This is a genomic window from Paraburkholderia sp. JPY419, assembly GCF_050435705.1.
GTDB classification, from domain to species: Bacteria; Pseudomonadota; Gammaproteobacteria; order Burkholderiales; family Burkholderiaceae; genus Paraburkholderia; species Paraburkholderia youngii.
Genome location: NZ_JBNDKV010000004.1, coordinates 2186839 through 2207760, shown reverse-complemented (window position 1 = coordinate 2207760; position 20922 = coordinate 2186839). Strand labels below are relative to the sequence as shown.

Annotated in this window: 20 protein-coding genes and 2 pseudogenes; 13 read left to right on the top strand and 9 right to left on the bottom strand. The window is 64.7% G+C overall.

What is annotated here, in order from left to right; all coding sequences use genetic code 11:
- Nucleotides 1–150: 150 nt before the first annotated feature.
- Nucleotides 151–1023, bottom strand: a complete 873-nt coding sequence (locus tag QFZ91_RS38550) for an AraC family transcriptional regulator (protein WP_429570486.1) — start codon at nucleotides 1021–1023, stop codon at nucleotides 151–153.
- Between the two features lie 149 nt (nucleotides 1024–1172).
- Here QFZ91_RS38550 and QFZ91_RS38545 point away from each other — a divergent pair.
- The 3 genes and pseudogenes from QFZ91_RS38545 to QFZ91_RS38535 form a co-directional block, all read left to right on the top strand.
- A pseudogene (locus QFZ91_RS38545) lies at nucleotides 1173–1547 on the top strand (hypothetical protein); the annotation flags it as partial.
- Between the two features lie 341 nt (nucleotides 1548–1888).
- Entirely contained in the window at nucleotides 1889–2173 is a 285-nt protein-coding gene (locus QFZ91_RS38540) for a PQQ-binding-like beta-propeller repeat protein (protein ID WP_429570960.1), read from the top strand.
- A gap of 142 nt (nucleotides 2174–2315) precedes the next feature.
- Nucleotides 2316–2813, top strand: coding sequence for a GNAT family N-acetyltransferase (locus tag QFZ91_RS38535; RefSeq protein ID WP_176121093.1), 498 nt, complete (start codon nucleotides 2316–2318; stop codon nucleotides 2811–2813).
- A gap of 6 nt (nucleotides 2814–2819) precedes the next feature.
- Here QFZ91_RS38535 and QFZ91_RS38530 read toward each other — a convergent pair.
- The 3 genes and pseudogenes from QFZ91_RS38530 to QFZ91_RS38520 form a co-directional block, all read right to left on the bottom strand.
- Nucleotides 2820–3108, bottom strand: a pseudogene (locus QFZ91_RS38530) (flavin reductase); the annotation flags it as partial.
- Nucleotides 3109–3246: 138 nt separating this feature from the next.
- A complete protein-coding gene (locus QFZ91_RS38525; RefSeq protein ID WP_176106988.1) occupies nucleotides 3247–3582 on the bottom strand; it encodes a hypothetical protein in 336 nt (111 codons plus the stop codon).
- Between the two features lie 193 nt (nucleotides 3583–3775).
- On the bottom strand, nucleotides 3776–5401 hold the full coding sequence (locus QFZ91_RS38520; RefSeq protein ID WP_429570485.1) for a PLP-dependent aminotransferase family protein: 1626 nt from the start codon (nucleotides 5399–5401) through the stop codon (nucleotides 3776–3778).
- 93 nt (nucleotides 5402–5494) lie between these two features.
- On the opposite strand from QFZ91_RS38520, the gene QFZ91_RS38515 reads away from it, so the two are divergent.
- The 8 genes from QFZ91_RS38515 to QFZ91_RS38480 all read left to right on the top strand — a co-directional run bounded on the left by QFZ91_RS38515 (nucleotide 5495) and on the right by QFZ91_RS38480 (nucleotide 15664).
- The gene (locus QFZ91_RS38515; protein WP_429570484.1) at nucleotides 5495–6229 is read left to right on the top strand and encodes a GNAT family N-acetyltransferase; all 735 of its coding nucleotides are present in this window, start codon (nucleotides 5495–5497) and stop codon (nucleotides 6227–6229) included.
- A 208-nt stretch (nucleotides 6230–6437) separates the two neighbouring features.
- Nucleotides 6438–7100, top strand: a complete 663-nt coding sequence (locus QFZ91_RS38510) for a VC0807 family protein (RefSeq protein WP_429570483.1) — start codon at nucleotides 6438–6440, stop codon at nucleotides 7098–7100.
- 290 nt (nucleotides 7101–7390) lie between these two features.
- The gene (locus QFZ91_RS38505; RefSeq protein ID WP_429570482.1) at nucleotides 7391–8908 is read left to right on the top strand and encodes an efflux transporter outer membrane subunit; all 1518 of its coding nucleotides are present in this window, start codon (nucleotides 7391–7393) and stop codon (nucleotides 8906–8908) included.
- Nucleotides 8909–8962: 54 nt separating this feature from the next.
- Nucleotides 8963–10114, top strand: a complete 1152-nt coding sequence (locus tag QFZ91_RS38500; RefSeq protein ID WP_176378731.1) for an efflux RND transporter periplasmic adaptor subunit — start codon at nucleotides 8963–8965, stop codon at nucleotides 10112–10114.
- Nucleotides 10115–10130: 16 nt separating this feature from the next.
- Nucleotides 10131–13190 (top strand): efflux RND transporter permease subunit, encoded by a 3060-nt coding sequence (locus QFZ91_RS38495; RefSeq protein ID WP_429570481.1) that lies wholly within the window; start codon nucleotides 10131–10133, stop codon nucleotides 13188–13190.
- A 95-nt stretch (nucleotides 13191–13285) separates the two neighbouring features.
- Complete coding sequence (locus QFZ91_RS38490; protein ID WP_429570480.1) at nucleotides 13286–14254, top strand: quinone oxidoreductase family protein; 969 nt, start codon at nucleotides 13286–13288, stop codon at nucleotides 14252–14254.
- Between the two features lie 149 nt (nucleotides 14255–14403).
- A complete protein-coding gene (locus QFZ91_RS38485; protein ID WP_176106995.1) occupies nucleotides 14404–14991 on the top strand; it encodes a DUF4337 domain-containing protein in 588 nt (195 codons plus the stop codon).
- Nucleotides 14992–15046: 55 nt separating this feature from the next.
- Nucleotides 15047–15664, top strand: coding sequence for a LysE family translocator (locus QFZ91_RS38480; RefSeq protein ID WP_368715575.1), 618 nt, complete (start codon nucleotides 15047–15049; stop codon nucleotides 15662–15664).
- A gap of 25 nt (nucleotides 15665–15689) precedes the next feature.
- On the opposite strand, the gene QFZ91_RS38475 is transcribed toward QFZ91_RS38480, so the two are convergent.
- From QFZ91_RS38475 to QFZ91_RS38455, 5 genes are all read right to left on the bottom strand, one after another.
- A complete protein-coding gene (locus QFZ91_RS38475) occupies nucleotides 15690–16964 on the bottom strand; it encodes an RNA polymerase sigma factor (RefSeq protein ID WP_429570479.1) in 1275 nt (424 codons plus the stop codon).
- A 16-nt stretch (nucleotides 16965–16980) separates the two neighbouring features.
- Nucleotides 16981–17394, bottom strand: a complete 414-nt coding sequence (locus tag QFZ91_RS38470; RefSeq protein WP_176120937.1) for a YciI family protein — start codon at nucleotides 17392–17394, stop codon at nucleotides 16981–16983.
- 178 nt (nucleotides 17395–17572) lie between these two features.
- Nucleotides 17573–17926 (bottom strand): YciI family protein, encoded by a 354-nt coding sequence (locus QFZ91_RS38465; RefSeq protein WP_176106999.1) that lies wholly within the window; start codon nucleotides 17924–17926, stop codon nucleotides 17573–17575.
- Between the two features lie 315 nt (nucleotides 17927–18241).
- Nucleotides 18242–18715 carry a hypothetical protein gene (locus QFZ91_RS38460; protein WP_176378735.1) on the bottom strand — a complete coding sequence of 158 codons (474 nt, stop codon included), beginning with the start codon at nucleotides 18713–18715 and terminating at the stop codon, nucleotides 18242–18244.
- Between the two features lie 698 nt (nucleotides 18716–19413).
- Entirely contained in the window at nucleotides 19414–19686 is a 273-nt protein-coding gene (locus QFZ91_RS38455; RefSeq protein ID WP_176107001.1) for a DUF1488 domain-containing protein, read from the bottom strand.
- A gap of 344 nt (nucleotides 19687–20030) precedes the next feature.
- On the opposite strand from QFZ91_RS38455, the gene QFZ91_RS38450 reads away from it, so the two are divergent.
- Together QFZ91_RS38450 and QFZ91_RS38445 are read left to right on the top strand one after the other, a co-directional pair.
- The gene (locus tag QFZ91_RS38450; protein WP_429570478.1) at nucleotides 20031–20516 is read left to right on the top strand and encodes an N-acetyltransferase family protein; all 486 of its coding nucleotides are present in this window, start codon (nucleotides 20031–20033) and stop codon (nucleotides 20514–20516) included.
- A gap of 48 nt (nucleotides 20517–20564) precedes the next feature.
- Entirely contained in the window at nucleotides 20565–20915 is a 351-nt protein-coding gene (locus QFZ91_RS38445) for a DOPA 4,5-dioxygenase family protein (RefSeq protein ID WP_429570477.1), read from the top strand.
- Nucleotides 20916–20922 lie beyond the last annotated feature (7 nt).

Genomic DNA, 20922 nt, shown 5'->3' with positions numbered 1-20922 from the left:
TTTTTGCCGCATCTACAATCCGGCAATCATCGCTTCAATGCAATTGATACCGACGCGAAAATTGGATCGGAGCCCGAATGAACCAAAACTTCGGAGACCTCGCGCAGAACGGTTAGGCATCTCATATGCTGATCGCCTCCGTTCCCCTAATCACACCAACGGAATGTAGATATCCGTCTGCCATTGATCGAGTGGCGTCTCGGGATAGACGCTCAGGTAGTGGAAAAACAGTGGATGATCTCGCAACTCTTCTCCGCTCGAAGGCAGCCAGTCGCGATAGATCGGGTAAATCGTCTCGCCGATGTGATCGGTCGATCCCGTGTGTCGCACCACTGCGCACCGTCCGCCCGGCATGACGAGTTCGCGCACGCCATAGCGATTCGGTGCTACCGGCTCGTCGATCTCTCCGCAGATATCGAAGCGGAATTCCTCCGCTGGCATGGTGTCCGGATTGCCGTGCGGGATGCCGAAGGTCCTGCTCGACCCCACCGGCGATTGTCCGCTTTGAATACGCCAATCGATGAACTTGCGCGCACTCTCGTTGACGAGTCCAGGTGAACCACAATGCTCGAGCGCGGCAACCCGGGTTTCCGCAAAATCGACGATTTTCACTTGCATGGTCAGTCTCCTCGAAAGATAGGGAACAATAAAACTCGCACTCCAGAACTGCCATGCTGGATGCCGTCGAAACGCGCTCGGCGCCATGCCGAACGCACGCTTGAACGCGCGGCTGAAGGCTTCGGGACTGTCGAAGCCGGCGTCGAGCGCCGCATCGAGAACCGAGCACGACGCCCGCGACGCGAGGCGGTGAGCCGCGCGACGCAAGCGCATCAACTGCACGTAGCGTGCGACGGGCACGCCGACATACGCGACAAACTGTCGATGGAAATGGAACATCGAGAAGTTTGCGATACGGCTTAGCGCGTCGACCGACAGATCGCCCTCGAGGTTTGCGTCGATATAGGCGAGAACGGCCTCGAAGCGTTTAGCGTAAGCGGCGGTGGCGTCTGTGTGAGTTAGCATGGTCTGGATCGTGCGAGTTCCAATATGGTCGCCGAGGTTGGACACATCTTACCTAGCCGGACTTGCTCGATCTTCGATTGGCTCGCAGCCGACCCTGGAGAATCTGCGTAAACTTATTCCGTGGCCTCGCTTACTGAGATTATCCGCCGATGCCCTCTTCGATCAGCAATTCGCTCCTCTGGATCTTCGACGCGTTCGAACGCGATCCGACTTATCTGCGCCGGCGGATGTTTGGCAGCGATGCCGCGTATATCGACGGCCTGTTGTGTCTGGTCGCGGCCGATCGCGATAAGCCGTGGAATGGGCTGCTCGTCTGTACGTCGCAGGAACGCCATGCTGCGCTGATTACCGATCTGCCTGCATTGCGGCCTCACCCTGTACTCAGGAAGTGGCTGTATGTGCCGCAGGAGGACCCTGCATTTGAAGACACTGTCGAGCAGTTGACGGCGCTCGTTCTGGAGGGGGACCCGCGAGTGGGGGTGGAACCAAAGCCGAAAAAGCGGCGCGGAAAGTCGGCATTGCCGGCGAGGCTTGAAGCGCGTCAGACTCTTGCCGGCGAACCCGGCAAGCCTCCTTTGCCTTTCAGATACCCCACTCCCTCCGCCAGACCAAATTCACGCTGTGCCCCATCCTTCGCCCAACGCACATCGAATTTCGCAAGGGCGCCAAGAACTCATTTTATTCAAATAGCATAAATACTCGAAATAACTTTGCAATGGAGAAATTACTATTTGATTCGGTGTGCCTGACATGAAGCACTCTGTGCGATTCCGCACATTACGCCAATGCGCCTCAAGTAGACGTTCACTATATTTTCGATTGCCCCACCACCCCACCGCTAAAGATTGTTTAATTAGTTAGTCTTATTAACAGTTTTTCCGGCGCGGTCAAGTGGACCACGCCGGACCCAGTCGGAAGCCGCGCGGAGGCAGCGGTCAGTGTCGCGAATGGCGTGGTGTTCGGATGCAATCTCGACTACACGAAAGGCACGATGTACGCGCTCGATGCTTCCAACGGAAAAGTACTGTGGTCATTCGATAGCGGCGGCGCGTGCAATGCCGGACCGGCCGTTGCGGACGGCGTGGTGTTCTGGGGTTGTGGTTCAACGAACGGACCGGGGCCGAAAAAATTGTTCGCCTTCGGTCTGTAGGAAACGCCAAAGGCCTCGTCCTTTCACGACGGGGCCTTTGGCTCTTTGCTACGATGTGAGTCTGTTCCGAGGCCGGCGCATTTGGCGCGTGCGTACCGCCAGCCGGACCGGAATCACCACCGAACTCACCGAGCACCAGACCTTGACGATCCACATCCGCCCCGCCACCGCCTCCGACGCCCCCCTGATCCTGCGCTTCATCACCGAACTTGCGATCTACGAGAAAGCCGAGCACGAAGTCGTCGCCGGTATCAAAGACATCGAGAAAAGCCTGTTTTCCGAGGGCGTGCCCGCGAAAGCGCTGATCTGCGAAATGAACGGCGAGCCCGTCGGTTTTTGCGTGTACTTCTTTTCGTATTCGACGTGGCTCGGCAAGCAGGGGCTTTATCTGGAAGACCTGTACGTGTCGCCCGCATCGCGCGGCAGCGGCGCGGGCAAACAGATGCTGCGCCATCTCGCGCAGATCGCCTGCGAAACGGGCTGCGGCCGCTTCGAATGGAGCGTGCTCGACTGGAACGAGCCGGCCATCGGCTTCTACAAGTCGATCGGTGCGAATCCGCAAAGCGAATGGGTGCGTTACCGTCTCGCGGGCGACGCGCTCAAGGCATTCGCCGAAGGCGAAACCGCACCGAACACCTAAGCGCGATCACCGCGCGAAGGCCGCGACGGGCGCCACCTCGAACGCATCGCCCGTCGCGAAGAAAGTGCCGCCTGCCACGTAATGGCACGTGCGCAGGTCGGGATCGTCACCGAAATGCCAGCGGTTGTGCGAATACACGCGGCTATCCGCATACGCGGCGACCACTTCTCCGATGATCAGATCATGCCGCTGGCTGTCATCCGGAATCACCTTGCATTCCATCCACGTGATGCAGCCGGGCCAGCATCGGCACGTCGATTTTTTGCGCGCGGAAGGTCTCGAGATCGAACGCGGAGATTGTAGCGGGGCGGAAGAAATGCGATGCGCGCAGTGCGCAGCCGCAGTGTGGAGCGATGGGCGGGCGAATCGAACTGCCAGGCGGCAGCCCACGAGCCGCCGCCCGACCAGACTTCAAGCGAACTTCAATGGCCGCTCAATGATGCGGCGCCTTGCCGTTCGGCACCACATTGTGCGGCTTGTGCTGCTCTTCGCCGAGTCCCGGGAAGAACGCGTTCCAGGCGGCGCGCACACCCTGCGCCGCGGTGGCCTCGGCGCTGACCGACTCGGCCGCGCCGTCCGCGGCTTTCGACGGATCGGCGGATAGGCCGCGCCAATGCGTGAACACGAGCAACGGCTTTTCGGTCCATACGCCGTCGCCAAATTTCGCAAACGCCGTGTCCCCGCTCGCCAACTGCACCTCGTACCAGCCTTCGCGTACGGGCGTATGGATGGCCAGCTCAAACCACGGGGTCGGTTCGATTTCCTTCATATCGTCTCCGGTCGGATAAATCGTCATCGAAAACCACACTCAATGCATTGTTCGTGCCCATCGCCGGCGCCATACCTGCGACGCGGCGGGCCGAGCAACCACGGCACATGCGGGCAGACCCAGCACTTCGGAGCGAAGTCGCCGCGCATACGACACGATAGCGCGACATGGTCCGGGCGGACAAACGTAAAACTTACATATCCTGGGTTGCGGGCGTACGACGTTGCGGGGTGGGCTTTTTGCGGGAGCGGGCGGGTTTTCCAGCGGGTTTTGCGGCGGGTTTTCCGGCGGGTTTTCCGGCGGATTTTGCCGCGCGCTTCGCAGCCGGTCGCGCCTCCCTCTGCATCGCACGCACCAGTTCCGCCAGCGCTTTCACCGCCGGCCCCAAGCGCTCCGCCTCCGTATTGCCATACCCGATCACGAGCCCGTTGGTCTGCTCCGACGCCCCGATCGCGAACCCCGACAGTGCGCGCGGACCGAGCCCCAACGCCTGCGCCCGCGCCGTCAGCGCGCGATCGTCGAGCGACGCGGGCAGGCGCAGCGTCAGATGCATCCCGCAATCGCCGCCAAGAATCGTCGCCGCCGGAAAATGCTCGGCCAGCGCGTCGCGCAGCGCCTGCTGGCGCTCGCGGTACAGCCGCCGCATCCGCCCGAGATGCCGCCCGAATTCGCCGCTTTCGAGGAAATGCGCGAGCGCCAGTTGCTCCAGTCGGTGCCCGCCGCGCAGCATCTCTTGCAGTGCAACAGCGGCATGCGCGGCGATCGCCCGAGGCAGCACGACGAAGCCGATGCGCAGCGCCGGAAACATCGTCTTGCTGAACGAGCCGACATACAGCACGGGCGCCTCGTCGACGAGGCCCTGCATGCTCGCGATCGGCTCGCCGGTGTGGCGCACCTCGCCGTCGTAATCGTCCTCGATCAGCCACGCGCCGCAACGCCGCGCCTCTGCAATCAGTTCGAGCCGCCGCGCCACCGACAACACCGCGCCGGTCGGATACTGATGCGCGGGCGACGTGTAGATCAGCTTCGGTGGATGCCTGCGCCACGCGTCGGCCGGCACGACCATGCCTTCGGCGCCGACGGGAATCGGCTGCAAGCGCAAATCGCCCGCGTTGAAAGCGGCCTTCGCGCCGCGGTAGCCGGGGTCCTCGGTCCATGCGATATCGCCGGGATTGGTCAGTAGCCGCACGCACAGGTTCAGCGCCTCCTGCGCGCCCTCGGTGATCACGACCTGCGAGCCGTCGCAGCGCACGCCGCGCGCCATCCGCAGATGCGCGGCGATCGCGTCGCGCAACGCCGGTTCGCCGGCCGGCGTGCCGTAGCCGAGCGCGTGCGGTAAGGCGCGCTCCATCGCACGTTCGAGCGCGCGCCGCCACGCGGCCAGCGGGAAGCGGTCGAGCGCGGGCGTGCCGGGGGTCAGCGCATAGCTGTTGTCGGCGTGCTTGTGCGTCGCCGCGAACTGCTCGACGCGCGTCGCGTACACGACCTCCGGCGCGGCCGGCGCCGTCGCCCGCTCGCCGCGCGCGGCGGGGCTCGACAGCGGACTCACGCGCGTGCCCTGACGATCGGCGATGACGTAGCCGACCGCGGCGAGATGTTCGTAAGCGATCACGACGGTGTTGCGCGACACGCCCATTTCGGCGGCGAGCAGCCGCGACGACGGCAGCAACGACCCGGCCGGCAGACGGCCAGCGTGAATCGCCTGCTGCAGACGTTCGATCAGCTGCTTTTGCAGCGGCGCGGGCCGAGTGGCCCCGCTGGCGCCGCTCGCGGCGTAAACGTCGTTCGCATGGACGAGCGGTCCGATAATTTCGATCATGGTGGCTGGACCTATCGAATAAGCGTGTCGTGGATCTTTTGAACATACCACGTTTGCCGTATCGTTCCTGCATCGACGACCAGGAGAAAGGACATGGAACCCACACGTAACGCCTACGGCCAGCCGATCGGCGCGCCCATGCCCGGCTGGCACGGCGCGCAGCCGCCTGGCCGCGAGCCGCTGAGCGGCCGCTATTGCCGGCTCGAAGCCGTCGACGTCGAGCGCCACGCGGCCGACCTGTTCGACGCGTACCGCTCGGCCACCGACGGCCGCGACTGGACCTATCTGGCGGTCGGCCCGTTCGACAGCCTCGCGGCCTATCGCGACCACCTGACGCGGATGGCGGCATCGAAAGATCCGCTGCACTATGCGGTGATCGACCTCGCGACGGGCAAGCCGGTCGGCACGCTGTCGCTGATGCGGATCGATCCGGCCAACGGCGTGATCGAAGTCGGCCACGTCACGTATTCGCCGCGGCTCAAGCGCACGCGCATCGCAACTGATGCCATGTACCTGCTGCTCGGCGAAGTGTTCGATAAGCTCGGTTACCGCCGTTTCGAATGGAAATGCGATTCGCTGAACGAGCCGTCGCGCAAGGCTGCGCTGCGCTACGGGTTCACGTTCGAGGGGATCTTCCGGCAGGCGATCGTCTACCGCGAGCGCAATCGCGACACGGCGTGGTTTTCGATCATCGACAGCGAATGGCCGGCGTTGCGCTCGTGTTATCAGCGGTGGCTGGACGCGGGCAATTTCGATGCGCAAGGGCAGCAGGTCGAGCGGCTTGCCGATCTGATCGCGCAGCGGCGAGCGGCGGACGAGGCCCGGTAAAACCAGGCGATCGCATCGGCGCGCCGCCGATGCCCCGCACGCGGCGCGCTTGCGCCAGCCTTTCGCTGCGCGCCGCCAACCTCAGCAGCGGGCACAACTTCGCTCTACACTGGCTCCATACGTTCGTGCGCCGCTGCCGAAGCGCGATTGTCACAGCGCACCAGCATGTGCCGCGCGTGCCTCCGTCCATGCCGTTACAGCCCAGCCGATGAAATCCCGCCTGCGCTACCTGAGCGCATTGCTCGTCAATCTCGCGCTGCCCTTGCTTGTCTACCGGCTCGCGTTTCCGCATTGGGGGCAGACGGGCGCGCTCGCCGCGTCGGCGTTGCCGCTGATCGCATGGATGACGGTGGATCTGCTGCGTTACCGGCATTTCGACGCGCTGAGCGCACTCGTGCTCGCGGGCGTGCTGCCAGCGCTCGCCACGAGCCTCGTGTTCAGCGACGCGCGTCTGCTGTTGATCGAAGATCCTATGGTGTCGGGTTTTATCGGCATCACGTTTCTCGCGTCGCTCACGCTGCGCAAGCCGATGGTGTTCTATCTGGCGCGCTCGACGATGTCGCGCGAAGACCATCGCAGCGTGGAAGTGTTCGAGCGACATTGGCGCGATCGTCCGATGCTCTCCACCTATATTCGCCTGATGACACTCGTGTGGGGGATCGGCATGATCGGCGAGAACATCGTGCGAAGCGCGATCGTGCTGCATTGGCCGAACGACCCGCGCTCGGCGCTTGCATCCACTGCGCTGCGCTATGGTGTGTACGTGTCGCTGACGCTGTGGACGATCCTGATTCGCCGGCGTATCAAGAGGGACGCGCAGCGCTATCCGGCGGATGAGGCGGCGGCGGAGAGTTCGACGGCTGGTGCGTGAATGACCGCGCCGGCGGTCCGTTCATGCCAACTCCTGGAACCTGGCCAAACAAGGATTCCGGTTCGCCGGCCACCAGGCGAGCACCGCCGCAGACAGCGCGGAGCTCCAGCCGTTATCACCGCCCTCCTACGTGATCTCGTATCCGCCTTCGGCGGTTAGCGAACGCGAGGCCAAACGCGGCTCGCGCCGTGCGTGGTAAATTCCAGCGTCGGCAAGACAACTCCAAGAACGTTCGGGTGCCCTGAACATCTTCGTCCGGTCCACCCGCCACTGGCGTACAAGGTAGATCGATGATCGACGTGAGTCAGCGTATTGTCTGGCGGCGCCTCTTCGTTGCGCTGTGCAGCGGCGTCGCGCTGGCCGGCTGCATGGTCGGCCCCGACTACCACGCGCCGCCCGCGCCGGCCACGAACACTTTCACCCCCACGCCACTGCCTGACCAGACCGCGTCCGCGCCCGGCCCCGCCGGCCTGCCGCAGCGTTTCGCGCCGGCGCAGGACATTCCCGCCGCGTGGTGGACGCTGTTTCATTGCGAGCCGCTCGACGCGCTGATCCGCGAGGCCATCGCCAATAGTCCGAACATGACCGCGGCCCAGTCCGCGTTGCGCCAGGCCCGCGAAAACTACATCGCGCAGGCGGGGGGCACCTTGCTGCCGAGCGTCGACGCGCAACTTAACGCCACGCGCGAAAAGATCAACGGCATCGCGTTCGGTCAGCCCGGCCTGGTCGAAGAATTCAATCTCTACAACGCGTCGGTCAACGTCTCGTACAAGCTCGACGTGTTCGGCGGCGCGCGGCGCGAACTCGAAGCGCTGCATGCGCAGATCGACTATCAGCGCTTCCAGCTGCAGGCCGCCTATCTGACGATATCGGCCAACATCGTGACCGCGGCGGTCAAGGAAGCGTCGGTGCGCGCGCAGATCGACGCGACCGAGCGGATCGCCACCGAGGAAGAGCAGCAGCTGAACGTGCTCGATCAACAACTCTCACTCGGCGGCGTGAGCCGCGCGGCCGTGCTCGCGCAGGAAACGCTGCTCGCGCAGACCCGCGCGACGCTGCCGCCGCTCTATCAGCAACTCGACCAGGCGCGCCACCAGCTTGCGGTGCTCGCCGGCAAACTGCCGAGCGACACGGGCGTGCCCGAATTCACACTCGACATGTTCTCGCTGCCCGACACGCTGCCCGTGAGCCTGCCGTCTTCGCTGGTGCGCCAGCGCCCCGACATCCTCGCCGCCGACGCCACGCTGCATCAGGCGAGCGCGCAGGTCGGCGTCGCGACCGCGGCGATGTATCCGCAGATCACGTTGACCGCGAGCTACGGCGCCGAGGCGCTGACGCCCGCGCAAGTGCTCAGGGCGGGCAGCACGATCTGGAGCATCGGCGCGGGCTTGCTGCAACCGGTCTTTCACGGTGGCCAGCTGAGCGCGCAGAAGCGCGCGGCCGAGGCCGCCTACGAGCAGGCCGGCGCGCAATACCGCGAGACGGTGCTGCTTGCGTTCCAGAACGTCGCGGACACGCTGCGTGCGCTCGAACACGATGCGACCGGCCTCAAGGCGCAGACCGACGCGTCGCGCGCCGCGAGCGATTCGCTCGAACTGACGCGCGGGCAGTATCGCGTCGGCGGCGTGAGCTACCTCGCGCTGCTCGACGCGCAACGCCAGTATCAGCAGACAGTGGTGAGTCTCGCGCAGGCGCAGGCCGCGCGTTACGCCGACACGGCCGCGCTGTTCCAGGCGCTCGGCGGCGGCTGGTGGAATGGCGCGGCGCCCGAGTCGGCCGCCGCGCCCGCCGCCGCAACGCCACATTGACCGTGCCCTGACACAACCCTCAGCCCTCGCCCGAAGCCGAGCAAGGACATCACGATGGCCGAAAGAAAACCGATGACGAAGCGCATGGTGATCATGTTGATCTGCGTCGGCCTGCTGCTCGCCGGGCTGGTCGGCTTCAACCTGTTCCGCGCGCACATGTTCGCGAAGTTCATGGCGGCCAACACCACGCCGCCCGCGACGGTGTCGGCGGTGGTGGTCCACTATCAGTCGTGGCAGCCGCAGCTCGCGGCGGTCGGCAGCCTGCGCGCGGTGCGCGGCGTCGACGTGACGACCGAAGTCGCCGGCCTCGTGCGCCAGGTCGCGTTCGTGTCGGGGCAGGAAGCGAAAGCCGGGCAGATCCTCGTGCGACTCAATGACGACAGCGACGTCGCGCTGCTGCAATCGCTGCAGGCCGCGGCCGACCTCGCGCAGACGGTCTACGAGCGCGACCGCGCGCAGTACGACATCAAGGCGATCGCGAAAGCGCAGCTCGACGCCGATGCGGCGGACCTCAAGGGCAAGAAGGCGCAGGTCGCGCAGCAGCAGGCGCTCGTCGACAAGAAGACGATTCGCGCGCCGTTCGCGGGGCGCCTCGGCATCACGACGATCAATCCGGGGCAATATCTGAATCCCGGCGATACGATCGTCACGCTGCAAGCCATCGATCCGATCTACGCCGACTTCTCGGTGCCGCAACAGCAGCTCGGCCAGCTCGCGATCGGCGCGACCGTCAGCGTCGATACCAACGCGTACAGCGGACGAAGCTTCACCGGCAAGATCCAGTCGATGAGCCCGAAAGTCGACAGCGCGACGCGCAACGTGCAGATCGAGGCGAGCGTCGACAATCGCGAGCGCAAGCTGCTGCCCGGCATGTACGCGAACGTGAAGATCGACTCGGGCGCCGAGGAGCGTCACCTGACGCTGCCGCAAACGGCGATCACCTACAACCCGTATGGCGCGACCGTGTTCATCGTGAAGCCCGGCACGCAGCCCAACGCGCAGGGCAAAACGCTGCCCGTCGCGCAGCAGGTGTTCGTGACGCCGGGCCCGACGCGCGGCGACCAGGTGGCGATTTTGAAGGGCGTCGACGACGGCACGCAGGTCGTGACGAGCGGCCAGCTCAAGCTGAAGAATGGCACGCCGCTGATCATCGACAATCGCGTCCAGCCGTCGGACAGTCCGAATCCGACGCCGCAGGAACAATAAGCGAGGCCGCCCGATCATGTTCACGGACATCTTCATCCGCCGGCCGGTACTCGCTTCGGTCGTGAGCCTGCTGATCCTCGTGCTCGGGCTGCGCGCGCTCGCGGTGCTGAAGGTCAGCCAGTATCCGCAGACCGAGAACGCGGTCGTCACGATCACGACGGCCTACTATGGCGCGAACCCGGACACCATCGCCGGCTTCATCACCCAGCCGCTCGAAGCGGCGATCGCGCAGGCCCAGGGCATCGACTATATGTCGTCGACGAGCATCACGGGCGTGTCGACGATCGTCGCGACGCTGCGTTTGAATTACGACGCGAACCGCGCGCTGACCGAGATCAACACACAGATCGGCTCGGTGCGCAACCAGTTGCCGCCGCAGGCGCAGCAGCCGGTGCTGACGGTGCAGACCGGGCAGACCACCGACGCGATGTACATGGGCTTCTACAGCAGCGTGCTGCCGAGCAACAACGTCACCGACTACCTGTTGCGCGTGGTCAAGCCGAAGCTCGATTCGATCCAGGGCGTGCAGACCGCCGAAGTGCTCGGCGGCCGGCAGTTCGCGATGCGCGCGTGGCTGGATTCGGCGCGGCTCGCCGCGCACGGCGTCAGCGCGAGCGACGTGTTTACTGCGCTCGGCAACAACAACTATCTCGCGACGCTCGGCACGACGAAGGGGCAGATGGTCAGCGTCGACCTCGAAGCGGGCACGGACCTGCATACCGTCGACGATTTCAAGCAGCTCGTCGTCAAGCAGAAGAACGGCTCGATCGTGCGTCTCCAGGATGTCGCGAACGTCGTGCTCGGCGCCGACAGCTACGACTTCAACGTCGCGTTCAGCGGCAAGCGCTCCGTGTTCATCGGTATCAAGGTCGCGCCGGACGCGAACATTCTCGATGTGGCCAAGCGGGTGAAAACCGTGTTCCCCGATCTGCAGAGGCAGTTCCCGACCGGTATGACGGGCGACATCGTGTATGACGCGACCGACTTCGTGAACACCGCGATCAGGGAAGTGATCAAGACGCTCGTCGAAGCGCTCGTGATCGTCACGATCGTGATCTTCCTGTTTCTCGGCAGTTTCCGCGCGGTGATCGTGCCGTTGATCGCGATGCCGCTGTCGCTGATCGGCACGTTCTTCGTGATGCAGGCGCTCGGCTATTCGATCAATCTGCTGACGCTGCTCGCGCTCGTGCTCGCGATCGGGCTCGTGGTGGACGACGCGATCATCGTCGTCGAGAACGTCGATCGGCATATGAAGCACGAAGGCAAGACGCCGTTCGACGCGGCGCTGATCGCCGCGCGCGAACTCGGCGGCCCGATCGTCGCGATGACCGTCGTGCTGATCGCCGTGTACGCGCCGATCGGCTTCCAGGGCGGGCTGACGGGCGCGCTCTTCACCGAATTCGCGTTCACGCTCGCGGGCGCGGTGACGGTATCGGGCGTGATCGCCCTCACGTTGTCGCCGATGATGTGTTCGCGCTTCTTTCGCGCGGAGCAGGAGTCCGGGCGTTTCGCGCGTTTCGTCGACCGTCAATTCGAGCGCGTGCATCGCGGCTATGGCCGGCTGTTGCACGCGACGCTCGATACCTGGCCCGTGTTCGTGATCATGGGCGTGCTGCTGCTGTGCGGCACCGTGTATCTGTTCATGACCTCGAAGTCGGAACTCGCGCCGCAGGAAGATCAGGGCGTCGTGCTGTCGCAGATCATCGGGCCGCCGAACGCGACGATCCAGCAGATGCAGACCTACGCGGACCAGGTGTTCGACGCCTCGAAATCGCTGCCCGAGTACTCGCAGATGTTCCAGCTGACGGGTTCGCCGACCATCAACCAGGGCATCGGCGGGGTGCTGTTCAAGACCTGGGATCAGCGCGGCAAAAACGCGACCGTACTGCAGGAGGAATTGCAGCAGAAGTGGAATCAGATCGCGGGCGCACGCGTCGCAGCGTTCCAGTTTCCGCCGCTGCCGGGCTCGCAGGGCTTGCCGGTGCAGTTCGTAATCAGCACGACCGAGCCGTTCCAAAACCTCAACGAGGTGTCGCAAGCGGTGCTCGAAAAAGCGCGCGAGAGCGGCATGTTCTTCTTCGTCGATACCGACCTGAAAATCGACAAGCCGGAAGCGGTGCTCGTCGTCGATCGCGACAAGGTGGCCTCGCTCGGGCTGTCGCAAAGCGACGTCGGACAGGCGCTCGGTTCGGCGCTGGGCGGCGGCTACGTCAACTATTTCTCGATCGCGGGGCGTTCGTACAAGGTGATTCCGCAGGTGCTGCAGACCGATCGGCTCAATCCGTCGCAGGTGCTCGACTACTATCTGCGCACGCCGGACGGCAGCGTGATTCCGGCCTCGACGGTCGCGCATATCAAGCACAGCGTCGTGCCTGAATCGATCAATCACTTCCAGCAGTTGAACTCGGCGACGATCTCCGGCGTGACCGTGCCGGGTGTGTCGCAAGGCCAGGTGCTCGATTTTCTGCGCAAGGCAACCGCGCAGGTCGCGCCCGCCGGCTATTCGGCCGATTACTCGGGAGCGTCGCGCCAGTTCGTGCAGGAGTCGGGCGGCTTCGTCATTACGCTGCTGCTTGCGACGATCATCGTGTTCCTCGCGCTCGCGGCGCAATTCGAGAGCTTCCGCGATCCGATCGTGATCCTGATCTCGGTACCGATGGCGCTGTTCGGCGCGCTGATCTTCATCAACATCGGCCTCACTACGCTGAACATCTACACGCAGGTCGGCCTCGTCACGCTAATGGGACTCGTCAGCAAGCACGGCATTCTGATCGTGCAGTTTGCCAACGAATTGCAGCGCGCGGGCCGCGGCAAGCGCGAAGCGGTCGAGGAAGCCGCCGGCGTGCGGCTGCGTCCGATCCTGATGACGACCGCCGCGATGGTGCTCGGCGTGGTGCCGCTCGTGATCGCGTCGGGCGCGGGCGCGGCGGGCCGCAACGCGATGGGGCTCGTGATTTTCACGGGGATGTCGATCGGCACGCTGTTCACGTTGTTCGTCGTGCCGGCGATGTACATGTTTCTGGCCGCCGATCATCAGCGGCATGCTCAGGCGCCGAAAGCCGGCGAGGCGGGTTAGGGCTTGGGTGTTCGCGTACCCGCTGCGCGTTCGTCACCTAGACTACGGAGCATTCGCTGCGCAACGCGGCGCAAGACCAACCGGAGCCACGCACGATGAAAGCGATCCAGTTCAAATCTTTCGGCAGCCCCGAAGTGCTCGAATACGTCGATCTGCCGACGCCACAGGCCGACGCGGAGCATGCGGTCGTGCGGGTCATGGCGGCCTCGGTCAATCCGAGCGACGTGAAGAACGTGGCCGGCCGTTTCGAGCACACGGTGCTGCCGCGCATACCGGGGCGCGACTTCAGCGGCGTGGTGGTGGATGGCCCGGCCGCGTGGCGTGACGCCGAGGTGTGGGGCACCGGCGGCGACATCGGCTTCACGCGCGACGGCACGCACGCCGAGTACCTCGGCATTCCGGTCGCGGCGCTGTCACGCAAGCCCGTTGCGTTGAGCCATGTCGAGGCGGCGGCAATCGGCGTGAACTTCGTGGTCGCGTGGCTCGGCACCGTCGAATACGCAAGCTTGCAGGCCGGCGAGACCGTCGCGGTGCTTGGCGCGGGCGGCGGTGTCGGCGGCGCGGTCGCGCAGATCGCGAAGGCACGCGGCGCGCGCGTGATCGCCGTCGACCGCCGGCCGCTCGATCCGGCCACGCCCGCGGGCCGCCTGATCGACGCCTACGTGCCATTCGACGAACACGCGGCCGAACGTGTGCGCGAGCTGACCGGCGGCGCGGGCGCGGAAGTCGTCTACGACACGGTAGGCGGTGTCGCGTTCGAGACCGCGCTGAGTCTCGCGAAGCGGCGCGGCCGCGTGCTCGAAATCAGCGCGACCGGCAAGCGCCGGGTCGAGTTCGATCTGATCGATTTCTATCACAACGAGACGCAATTGCTCGGTGTCGACAGCGCGAAGCTCGGCGTCGCGCAATCGGCGCCGCTGATGACGTCGCTCGTCGAGGGCTTCGACAGCGGCAAGCTGAGCGGCCCGGCGATCGCACAGGAATTTCCGCTCGCCCGCGCGCGCGAAGCCTACGAGGCGGTCGCCGCCGGCACGCGCGGGCGCGTCGTGATCCGCATGCAATAGCCGTCCTCCGACACAGCTCCCCCCAGCGCGCTGCGCCGACGCCGCATTGAAGCCGCGGCCTCAGGCCGCCCGCAACACGCTAAGATTGAGGCCGCCGGGCGCCCGCGCCGCCCGGCGAGAACGACAAAAGCATTGCCTCGGAGAATCTGATGTCTGATGAATATGAAGTGCACGGTCCGCACGACCACGCCGTCGAACACGCCGGCCACGCCGGGCATCACGACGCTGATCCGTTCGCGAGCCGGATGGCCGTGATGACCGCGATCCTCGCGACGATCGGCGCGCTGTGCGCGTACCAGAGCGGCAATGCCGAAAACCTCGCGCTGTTCTTCAAGAACGAAGCCGCGATCAAGAAGACCGAAGCGTCGAACCAGTGGAGCTACTACCAGGCGAAGGGCGAGAAGGAGAACCTCGCCGAACTCGGCGCGGCGCTGTCGGCGCCCAATACCGATGCGCACGCGAAATTCGTCGCCGACGTCGAGAAATACAAGCAGCAGAAGGAGCCGATCCGCGCGAACGCCGAAGCGATCGAAAAACAGGTCGTCGCCGCCGACACGCGCAGCGAAACGCTGCTGCACGGCCATCATCGCTGGGCTCAGGCGACGCTGCTGATTCAGGTCGCGATTGCGCTGTGCGCGATCACGCTGCTCACGCGCAAGAACTGGCTGCGCAATGTGTCGTACCTCGTCGCGGGAGCAGGCGTCCTGACCGCGGGCGCGGCGTTTTTCGGGCTATGAGCTAGGTGCATCGGTTGCCTTCTTCGAGCCGGAGCTTTTCAACAGGGAGTGTGTCGTGATCGATGGGTCCGCCGTGGTCGGCGTGTTTTCCGTGTATGTCGCGGGCGTCGTGAGTCCGGGCCCGAACTTCGTCGCGGTCGCGCATAAGGCCGCTTCGGCGACGCGCGTCGAAGCGCTCGCGATGGTCGCCGGCATCGTGCTCGTCAATCTGTTCTGGGCAAGTTGCGCGATTCTCGGCGTCGGCATCGTGTTCGCGGCGTTCCCGTGGCTCGCGCTCGTGGTCAGGATCGTGGGCGCCTGTTATCTGCTGTGGTTCGGCGGGCGGCTGATCTTCAATGCGTCGGCGGCAAGGCAGGCGGTGCTCGTCAAAGCACCGGCGGGTGGCTTCAGGCAGGCGTTCGCGCAGGGTTTCGCGACCAACATCGCGAATCCGAAGTCGATGGCGTTTTTTGCCGCGGTGTTTTCGTCGGCCGCACCCGCGCATGTGAGCACCGGCACGTTTGCCGCGATGCTCGGCATGGTGTTCGTCGTCGCGAGCAGCTGGTACGGGTTCGTCGCGCTGGCGTTGTCGCATGCGCGGATCGCGTCGGTGTATCGGCGCGGCAAGATGTGGGTCGATCGCGTGTGCGGCGGGCTGATCGTCGCGTTGGGAGTGCGGCAGTTGATTCGTTGAGGCGGCACTCGGAGGTGCCCAAAACTCAATGCGCAAGCCCGCGCGCACGCTCCAGCAACAGCTCGCGCTCGCGCGTATTGCGCGTCATCGCCGCGGCGCGCTCGAACTCCGCGCGCGCTTCGTCGATGCGTCCGAGCTTGACCAGCAGATCGCCGCGCACGCTCGGCAGCCAGTGATAATTCTCGAGCGCTGAACCAGCGGCGAGCGCATCGACGATCTCGAGTCCGGCCGCCGGCCCGAACGCCATCCCCACCGCGACCGCGCGATTCAATTCCACGACCGGCGATGGCGCGACCTGCGCCAAAGCATCGTAGAGCGCGACGATCTGCGCCCAGTCAGTGTCCTCGGCGCGGCGTGCCCGCGCATGACACGCGGCGAGCGCCGCCTGCAACGCATACGGCCCGCTTGCGCCGCCGAGTGCATGCGCGCTGTCCAACGCCGCGAGGCCGCGGCGAATCAGCAGCGGGTCCCAGCGGCTGCGATCCTGATCGAGCAACAGCACCGGCCGCCCCTGCGCATCGGTGCGCGCATGCGTGCGCGACGCCTGGATCTCCATTAGCGCAACCAGACCGTGGACCTCGCTTTCGTCGGCGACGAGTCCGCTCAACACGCGCCCGAGCCGCAACGCCTCCTCGCATAGCGCCGGGCGCATCCAGTCGTCGCCGGCAGTGGCCGAATACCCTTCGTTGAAAATCAGGTAGATCACCTGCAGCACCGACGCGAGCCGCGCCGCGCGCGCGTCCGCCTGCGGCACCTCGAACGGCACGCGCGCCGCCGACAGCGTGCGCTTCGCGCGCACGATCCGCTGCGCGATGGTCGGCTCCGGCACGAGAAACGCGCGCGCGATTTCGTCGGTGGTGAGGCCGCCGAGCAGGCGCAGCGTCAGCGCGACGCGCGCATCGGTCGACAACACCGGATGGCACGCGGTGAAGATGAGCCGCAGCAAATCGTCGCCGATGTCGTCGGCGCGCGCGGCATCGAGCGCATCGACGAAATCGGGCACCACGTGCGCCTCGATCGCGTCGAGATCGTGGCCGAGCTCCTCGCGCTTGCGCGCATGCAGCGCTTCCTGGCGCAGGCGATCCAGCGCGCGGTTTTTCGCGGCCGTCATCAGCCAGGCTCCGGGGTTGTCGGGCACGCCCGCCTCCGGCCAATGCTCGAGCGCGGCCACCAGCGCGTCCTGCGCGAGTTCCTCGGCGAGCCCCACGTCGCGCACGATCCGCGCGACGTGAGCAATGACCTTCGCGGATTCGATCCGCCAGACAGCGTCGATCGCACGATGGGTGGCCTGTATCGTCACGGCGTCAGCCTTCACCTCAGCGGTGATCTTCTTCGAGCTTGCGAAAGCGCTCGACTTCCGGCCCCGGCTCGAAGTCGTCGAGTTCGAACAGCTGCCGCACTTCGATTTCGCCATCGGCGTGCTCACCGAAAGGCGCCGGGAAACGCCGCGCCCATTCCATCGCCTCGTCGCGCGAGCGCACCTGGATCAACGTGTAGCCAGCAATCAGCTCTTTGGTCTCCGCGAACGGCCCATCTACGACGCTCCGTTTGCCGCCGCTATAGCGCACGCGCCAGCCTTTCGAGCTCGGCTGCAGGCCGGTTGCGTCGAGCAGGACACCGGCCTTCGAGAGTTCTTCGTGGTAGGCGCCCATCGCGGCGATCAGCGACGGTTCAGGCATCTCGCCGGCTTCGCTCGCGGCCGTGGCTTTTACGATGATCATGAATCGCATGTCGTTGCTCCTTGTTGTTAGTGGTTCGTCGTGAGTGGATTCGCGTGAATCGCTTGAAGAGGCCACTCGGGCTAGCCCCTTACTCACACGACGCGCGATGCAAGGTCAGATCGACACCCGCGGCGCTCCCGGCATCCCAGGGAAAACACGAAGCGGATGACGTGAAAGCCACCCGTGGCTAAATGAAGCACGGGCCGAGCTTGCGGACCTCGACCGTGCACCACGCCGCCGCCGGACAGGTTTGCGCGATCGCCACGGCCTCTTCGCGGCTGTCGCAGTTCAGCAGAAAGAAGCCGCCGATCATCTCCTTCGCCTCGGCGAACGGCCCGTCGACGAGCTTCGACTGGCCATTGCGAACCTGCACGCGGACGGCGTCCTTCTGCGAAGTCAGCGATTCGACCGCGAGCAGCTTGCCGCGCGCTTTCAGGTTCTCGGAGAACCGCACCATCTGGTCATAGAGGTCGCGACCGGCGGCTTCGCCGCGCTCCTCGCGTTGGTCCGTGGGTTCGACGATCAGCAGCATGTAGGACATGGAGTCTCCGACAGGGCTCGGTTGTATGCGCGGGTCGGCATCGCAACGACGTCAGCGACGCCCGGCCTCGGCGGCATAGCAGGTAGGCAGGCAGATAGGTGGCAGTCAGGCGCAGCCAGTCTAGCAAGCGGGAATCTCAGCGGCAAACGCGCCCGGCGGGACTTCTACGGACACTCGTAACGAGCCACGCGCGCGCATCAGCCGGCCGCGCGCGACACGTCGATGCCGCGTTCAAGTATTCTCCGTAATCAATTTAAGTCCGCGCCGAATGTGAAAAGCGCCCCGATGTGGGGCGTTTTGCATGTTGCGGGACGCTCAAACTGGCGCTTCGGCCAGCGCTCTCAGCCGCGCGGAGCGCATCAGACCTTCGATCATTTTCGCTTCCGCGCTCGCCAGTTCGTTCAACGACGCCGCCGACAACTGTCCGTCGAAGATCGCGAGCGCCGCGCACAGGCTTGCGTAGTCGTCGTCTTCGAGCGACCAGCGGCCGGTCTTGCGCTCGCGCATGTCGAGCCGCACCATCGCCGCATGCGCGCTTTCGATGTCCGCGAGCGCGTCGGCGCCCAGTCCGGCGCGCGTCAGTTCCTGCGACACCAGCAGATGCCGGCTCAGCGTCGTGTGCAGCATGCGTGCGCCGTGGCCGCAGCGGAAGGCATCGAGCGCGGCGTAGGCCTGCAACAGCATGGTCTGCGTGACGGGCGCGTGCGCGGTGCGGCTCTGCGTCAGGGAACGCAACAACGGGGACATGGCCGTGCGGCCGGGCTTGCGAACTCGCGATTTGCTGGACATCGATTCAACCTCCTTCTTTCGGCAGCGCGCCCGGACTTCGGCACGCGACGGCGGCAAACGCCGCGCTCGAACGTCCGACGCATTTCGCGCCCGACAGTTCACGCGCTGCGACGCGCCGGTTCTTCGAACATATCGAAGAACACACTGTCCCCATATCGGTTCTAAGCCGCCGGAAACAAGCAGCGCGTTTCGTTGCGACGAAAAAAAGCCCTGTTCCGCGAGGGAACAGGGCTGACAGGATGGAACAGTCGAGCAGGCGCGTGGAGTGCCTGCAAACCTATAACCACCTAACCTGCAAAGCTATTGCTTACGTGTACTGCAACGGCAATTTCTACCGCTCGACAGCAAGTTTCGAACTGTCGATTCAATTCACTTCCAAATACCACTGCATGTGGGCCGGTCCTCGTTATTTCCTACTGCTGGCCGCTACCCCTTTTGCTTCGCGCGCGTGTTCGATGCATTGCGCGCTTTGTATTGCGTCAACTGCGAACTGCGAACTGCAGACTACTTCATCAACGGTACGGTTCAAATCCGACACGAGGGGAAGTCGCATCGATGGAGTTCGGTGATTTGTCGCTCCATGGAAAAGAGTGTAGGCGCGCACCCGCGAATGCAATTGCGCGAAGCGAGGGACATTGGCGGCTTAATTTGGCGAATCGATGTAACAACGGGCTTTTCGGCCCGCCGCGCCACGCACGTCAACCGCGTGTAGAGAAATCGTCGATCGTCAGCAAGACCTTCTCACCGGGACGCGCGAGCATTTTTCGTTCGGCGATCGCGGTAATGCGTTGGCGCCCATCCGCGAACGTCTTCAGAATGCGCGCCTCACCCGCGCCGCGTTGCAGCCAGAAGTGCTGTTCGAGCGCCTCGCGCGTGACCGCGCATTCAAGGTCTCGTCCCCGCGACGAAAGCTGGAAAATCACCGCCCGTCCATCTGCCGAGACGCTGGGTACCGCCTCGATCATCGCCATAGCACACCTCGCAACGTTGATTACGACGTTCGCCGTATGACGCGAACGTCCCCGGAAAATCATCAAGCTCGCCGCATCGCGAGGCCCGTTTTGTCTGTTCGTACGGTGGTGCGGATAGTGCGGCCGCAATGGAGCCAGACGTGAGAGCAAACCGCATGCCACCCAACGCCGATAGCGACACAGGCACTCACGGGCACCGGCAACGATGACCGCATCGCAAAGTGGGAAGACCGCAACATAGCCGCGTGGTAAAAAAGCGCAGCGGACGTGACAATCGACGACAATTCTTACTCGCGCTTCGCACGATCATCGCGTGCGCCATCGCGCGCTACCACCTTGCCGACATGACCGCCCAACTGCCCGACCAACGATCCGGGTTGACCTTGCGCCCCGCGCAACCCGACGACGAACCCTTCCTGCTCGAACTGCGCAAGGCGACGATGACCGAACACCTGGCGCGCGCCGGCGAGCCGACCGACGAAGACGCCCATCGCGCGCGCCTGCGGCATCGCTACGACGCCGCGCAGGTGATCTGCATCGACGGCGCGCCCGCGGGCCTGTTGAAGGCGCATCGCAACGACGACGAATGGTTCGTCGCGCAGTTGCAGATCGCGCCGGCGATACAAGGCCGCGGTATCGGCGAGCAGGTGCTGCGCACGATCCTGCGCGCCGCCGCGGCCGAAGCGCTGCCGGTCAGCTTGCAGGTGCTCAAGGGCAATCCCGCCAAACGGCTGTACGATCGTCTTGGCTTCGCGATCGTCGGCGAGGATCAGACACAGTTTCACATGCGCGTTGCAGCGCGCGCGCCGGCGGAAAACGAAGCAGAATGAATGTCGGATAAAGACTGATACGGAATGAGCCTGGCAATGAACTCTGATATGAACTTTCGAGATGCTTCAGCAATACAAAGCTGGCACGCGCACATTTATTTCGACGCGGCGAGCCGCGATGCCGCGTGGGCGTTTCGCGAGCAGATTGACGCGCATTGGGGCGACAAACTGCAGATCGGGCGCTTCCATGAACGGCCGGTCGGCCCGCATCCGTTGTGGTCGTATCAGCTCGCGTTCGCGCACCAGCAGTTCGCCGACGTGGTCAGCTGGCTCACGCTCAATCACGGCGCGCTCGATGTCTTTCTGCATCCGAATACCGGCGACGCGCTGCGCGATCATCGCGACGCCGCCGTGTGGATCGGGCACTCGCACGAGCTGGTGTTGAAGGCACTGCTGTAGCAGCCGC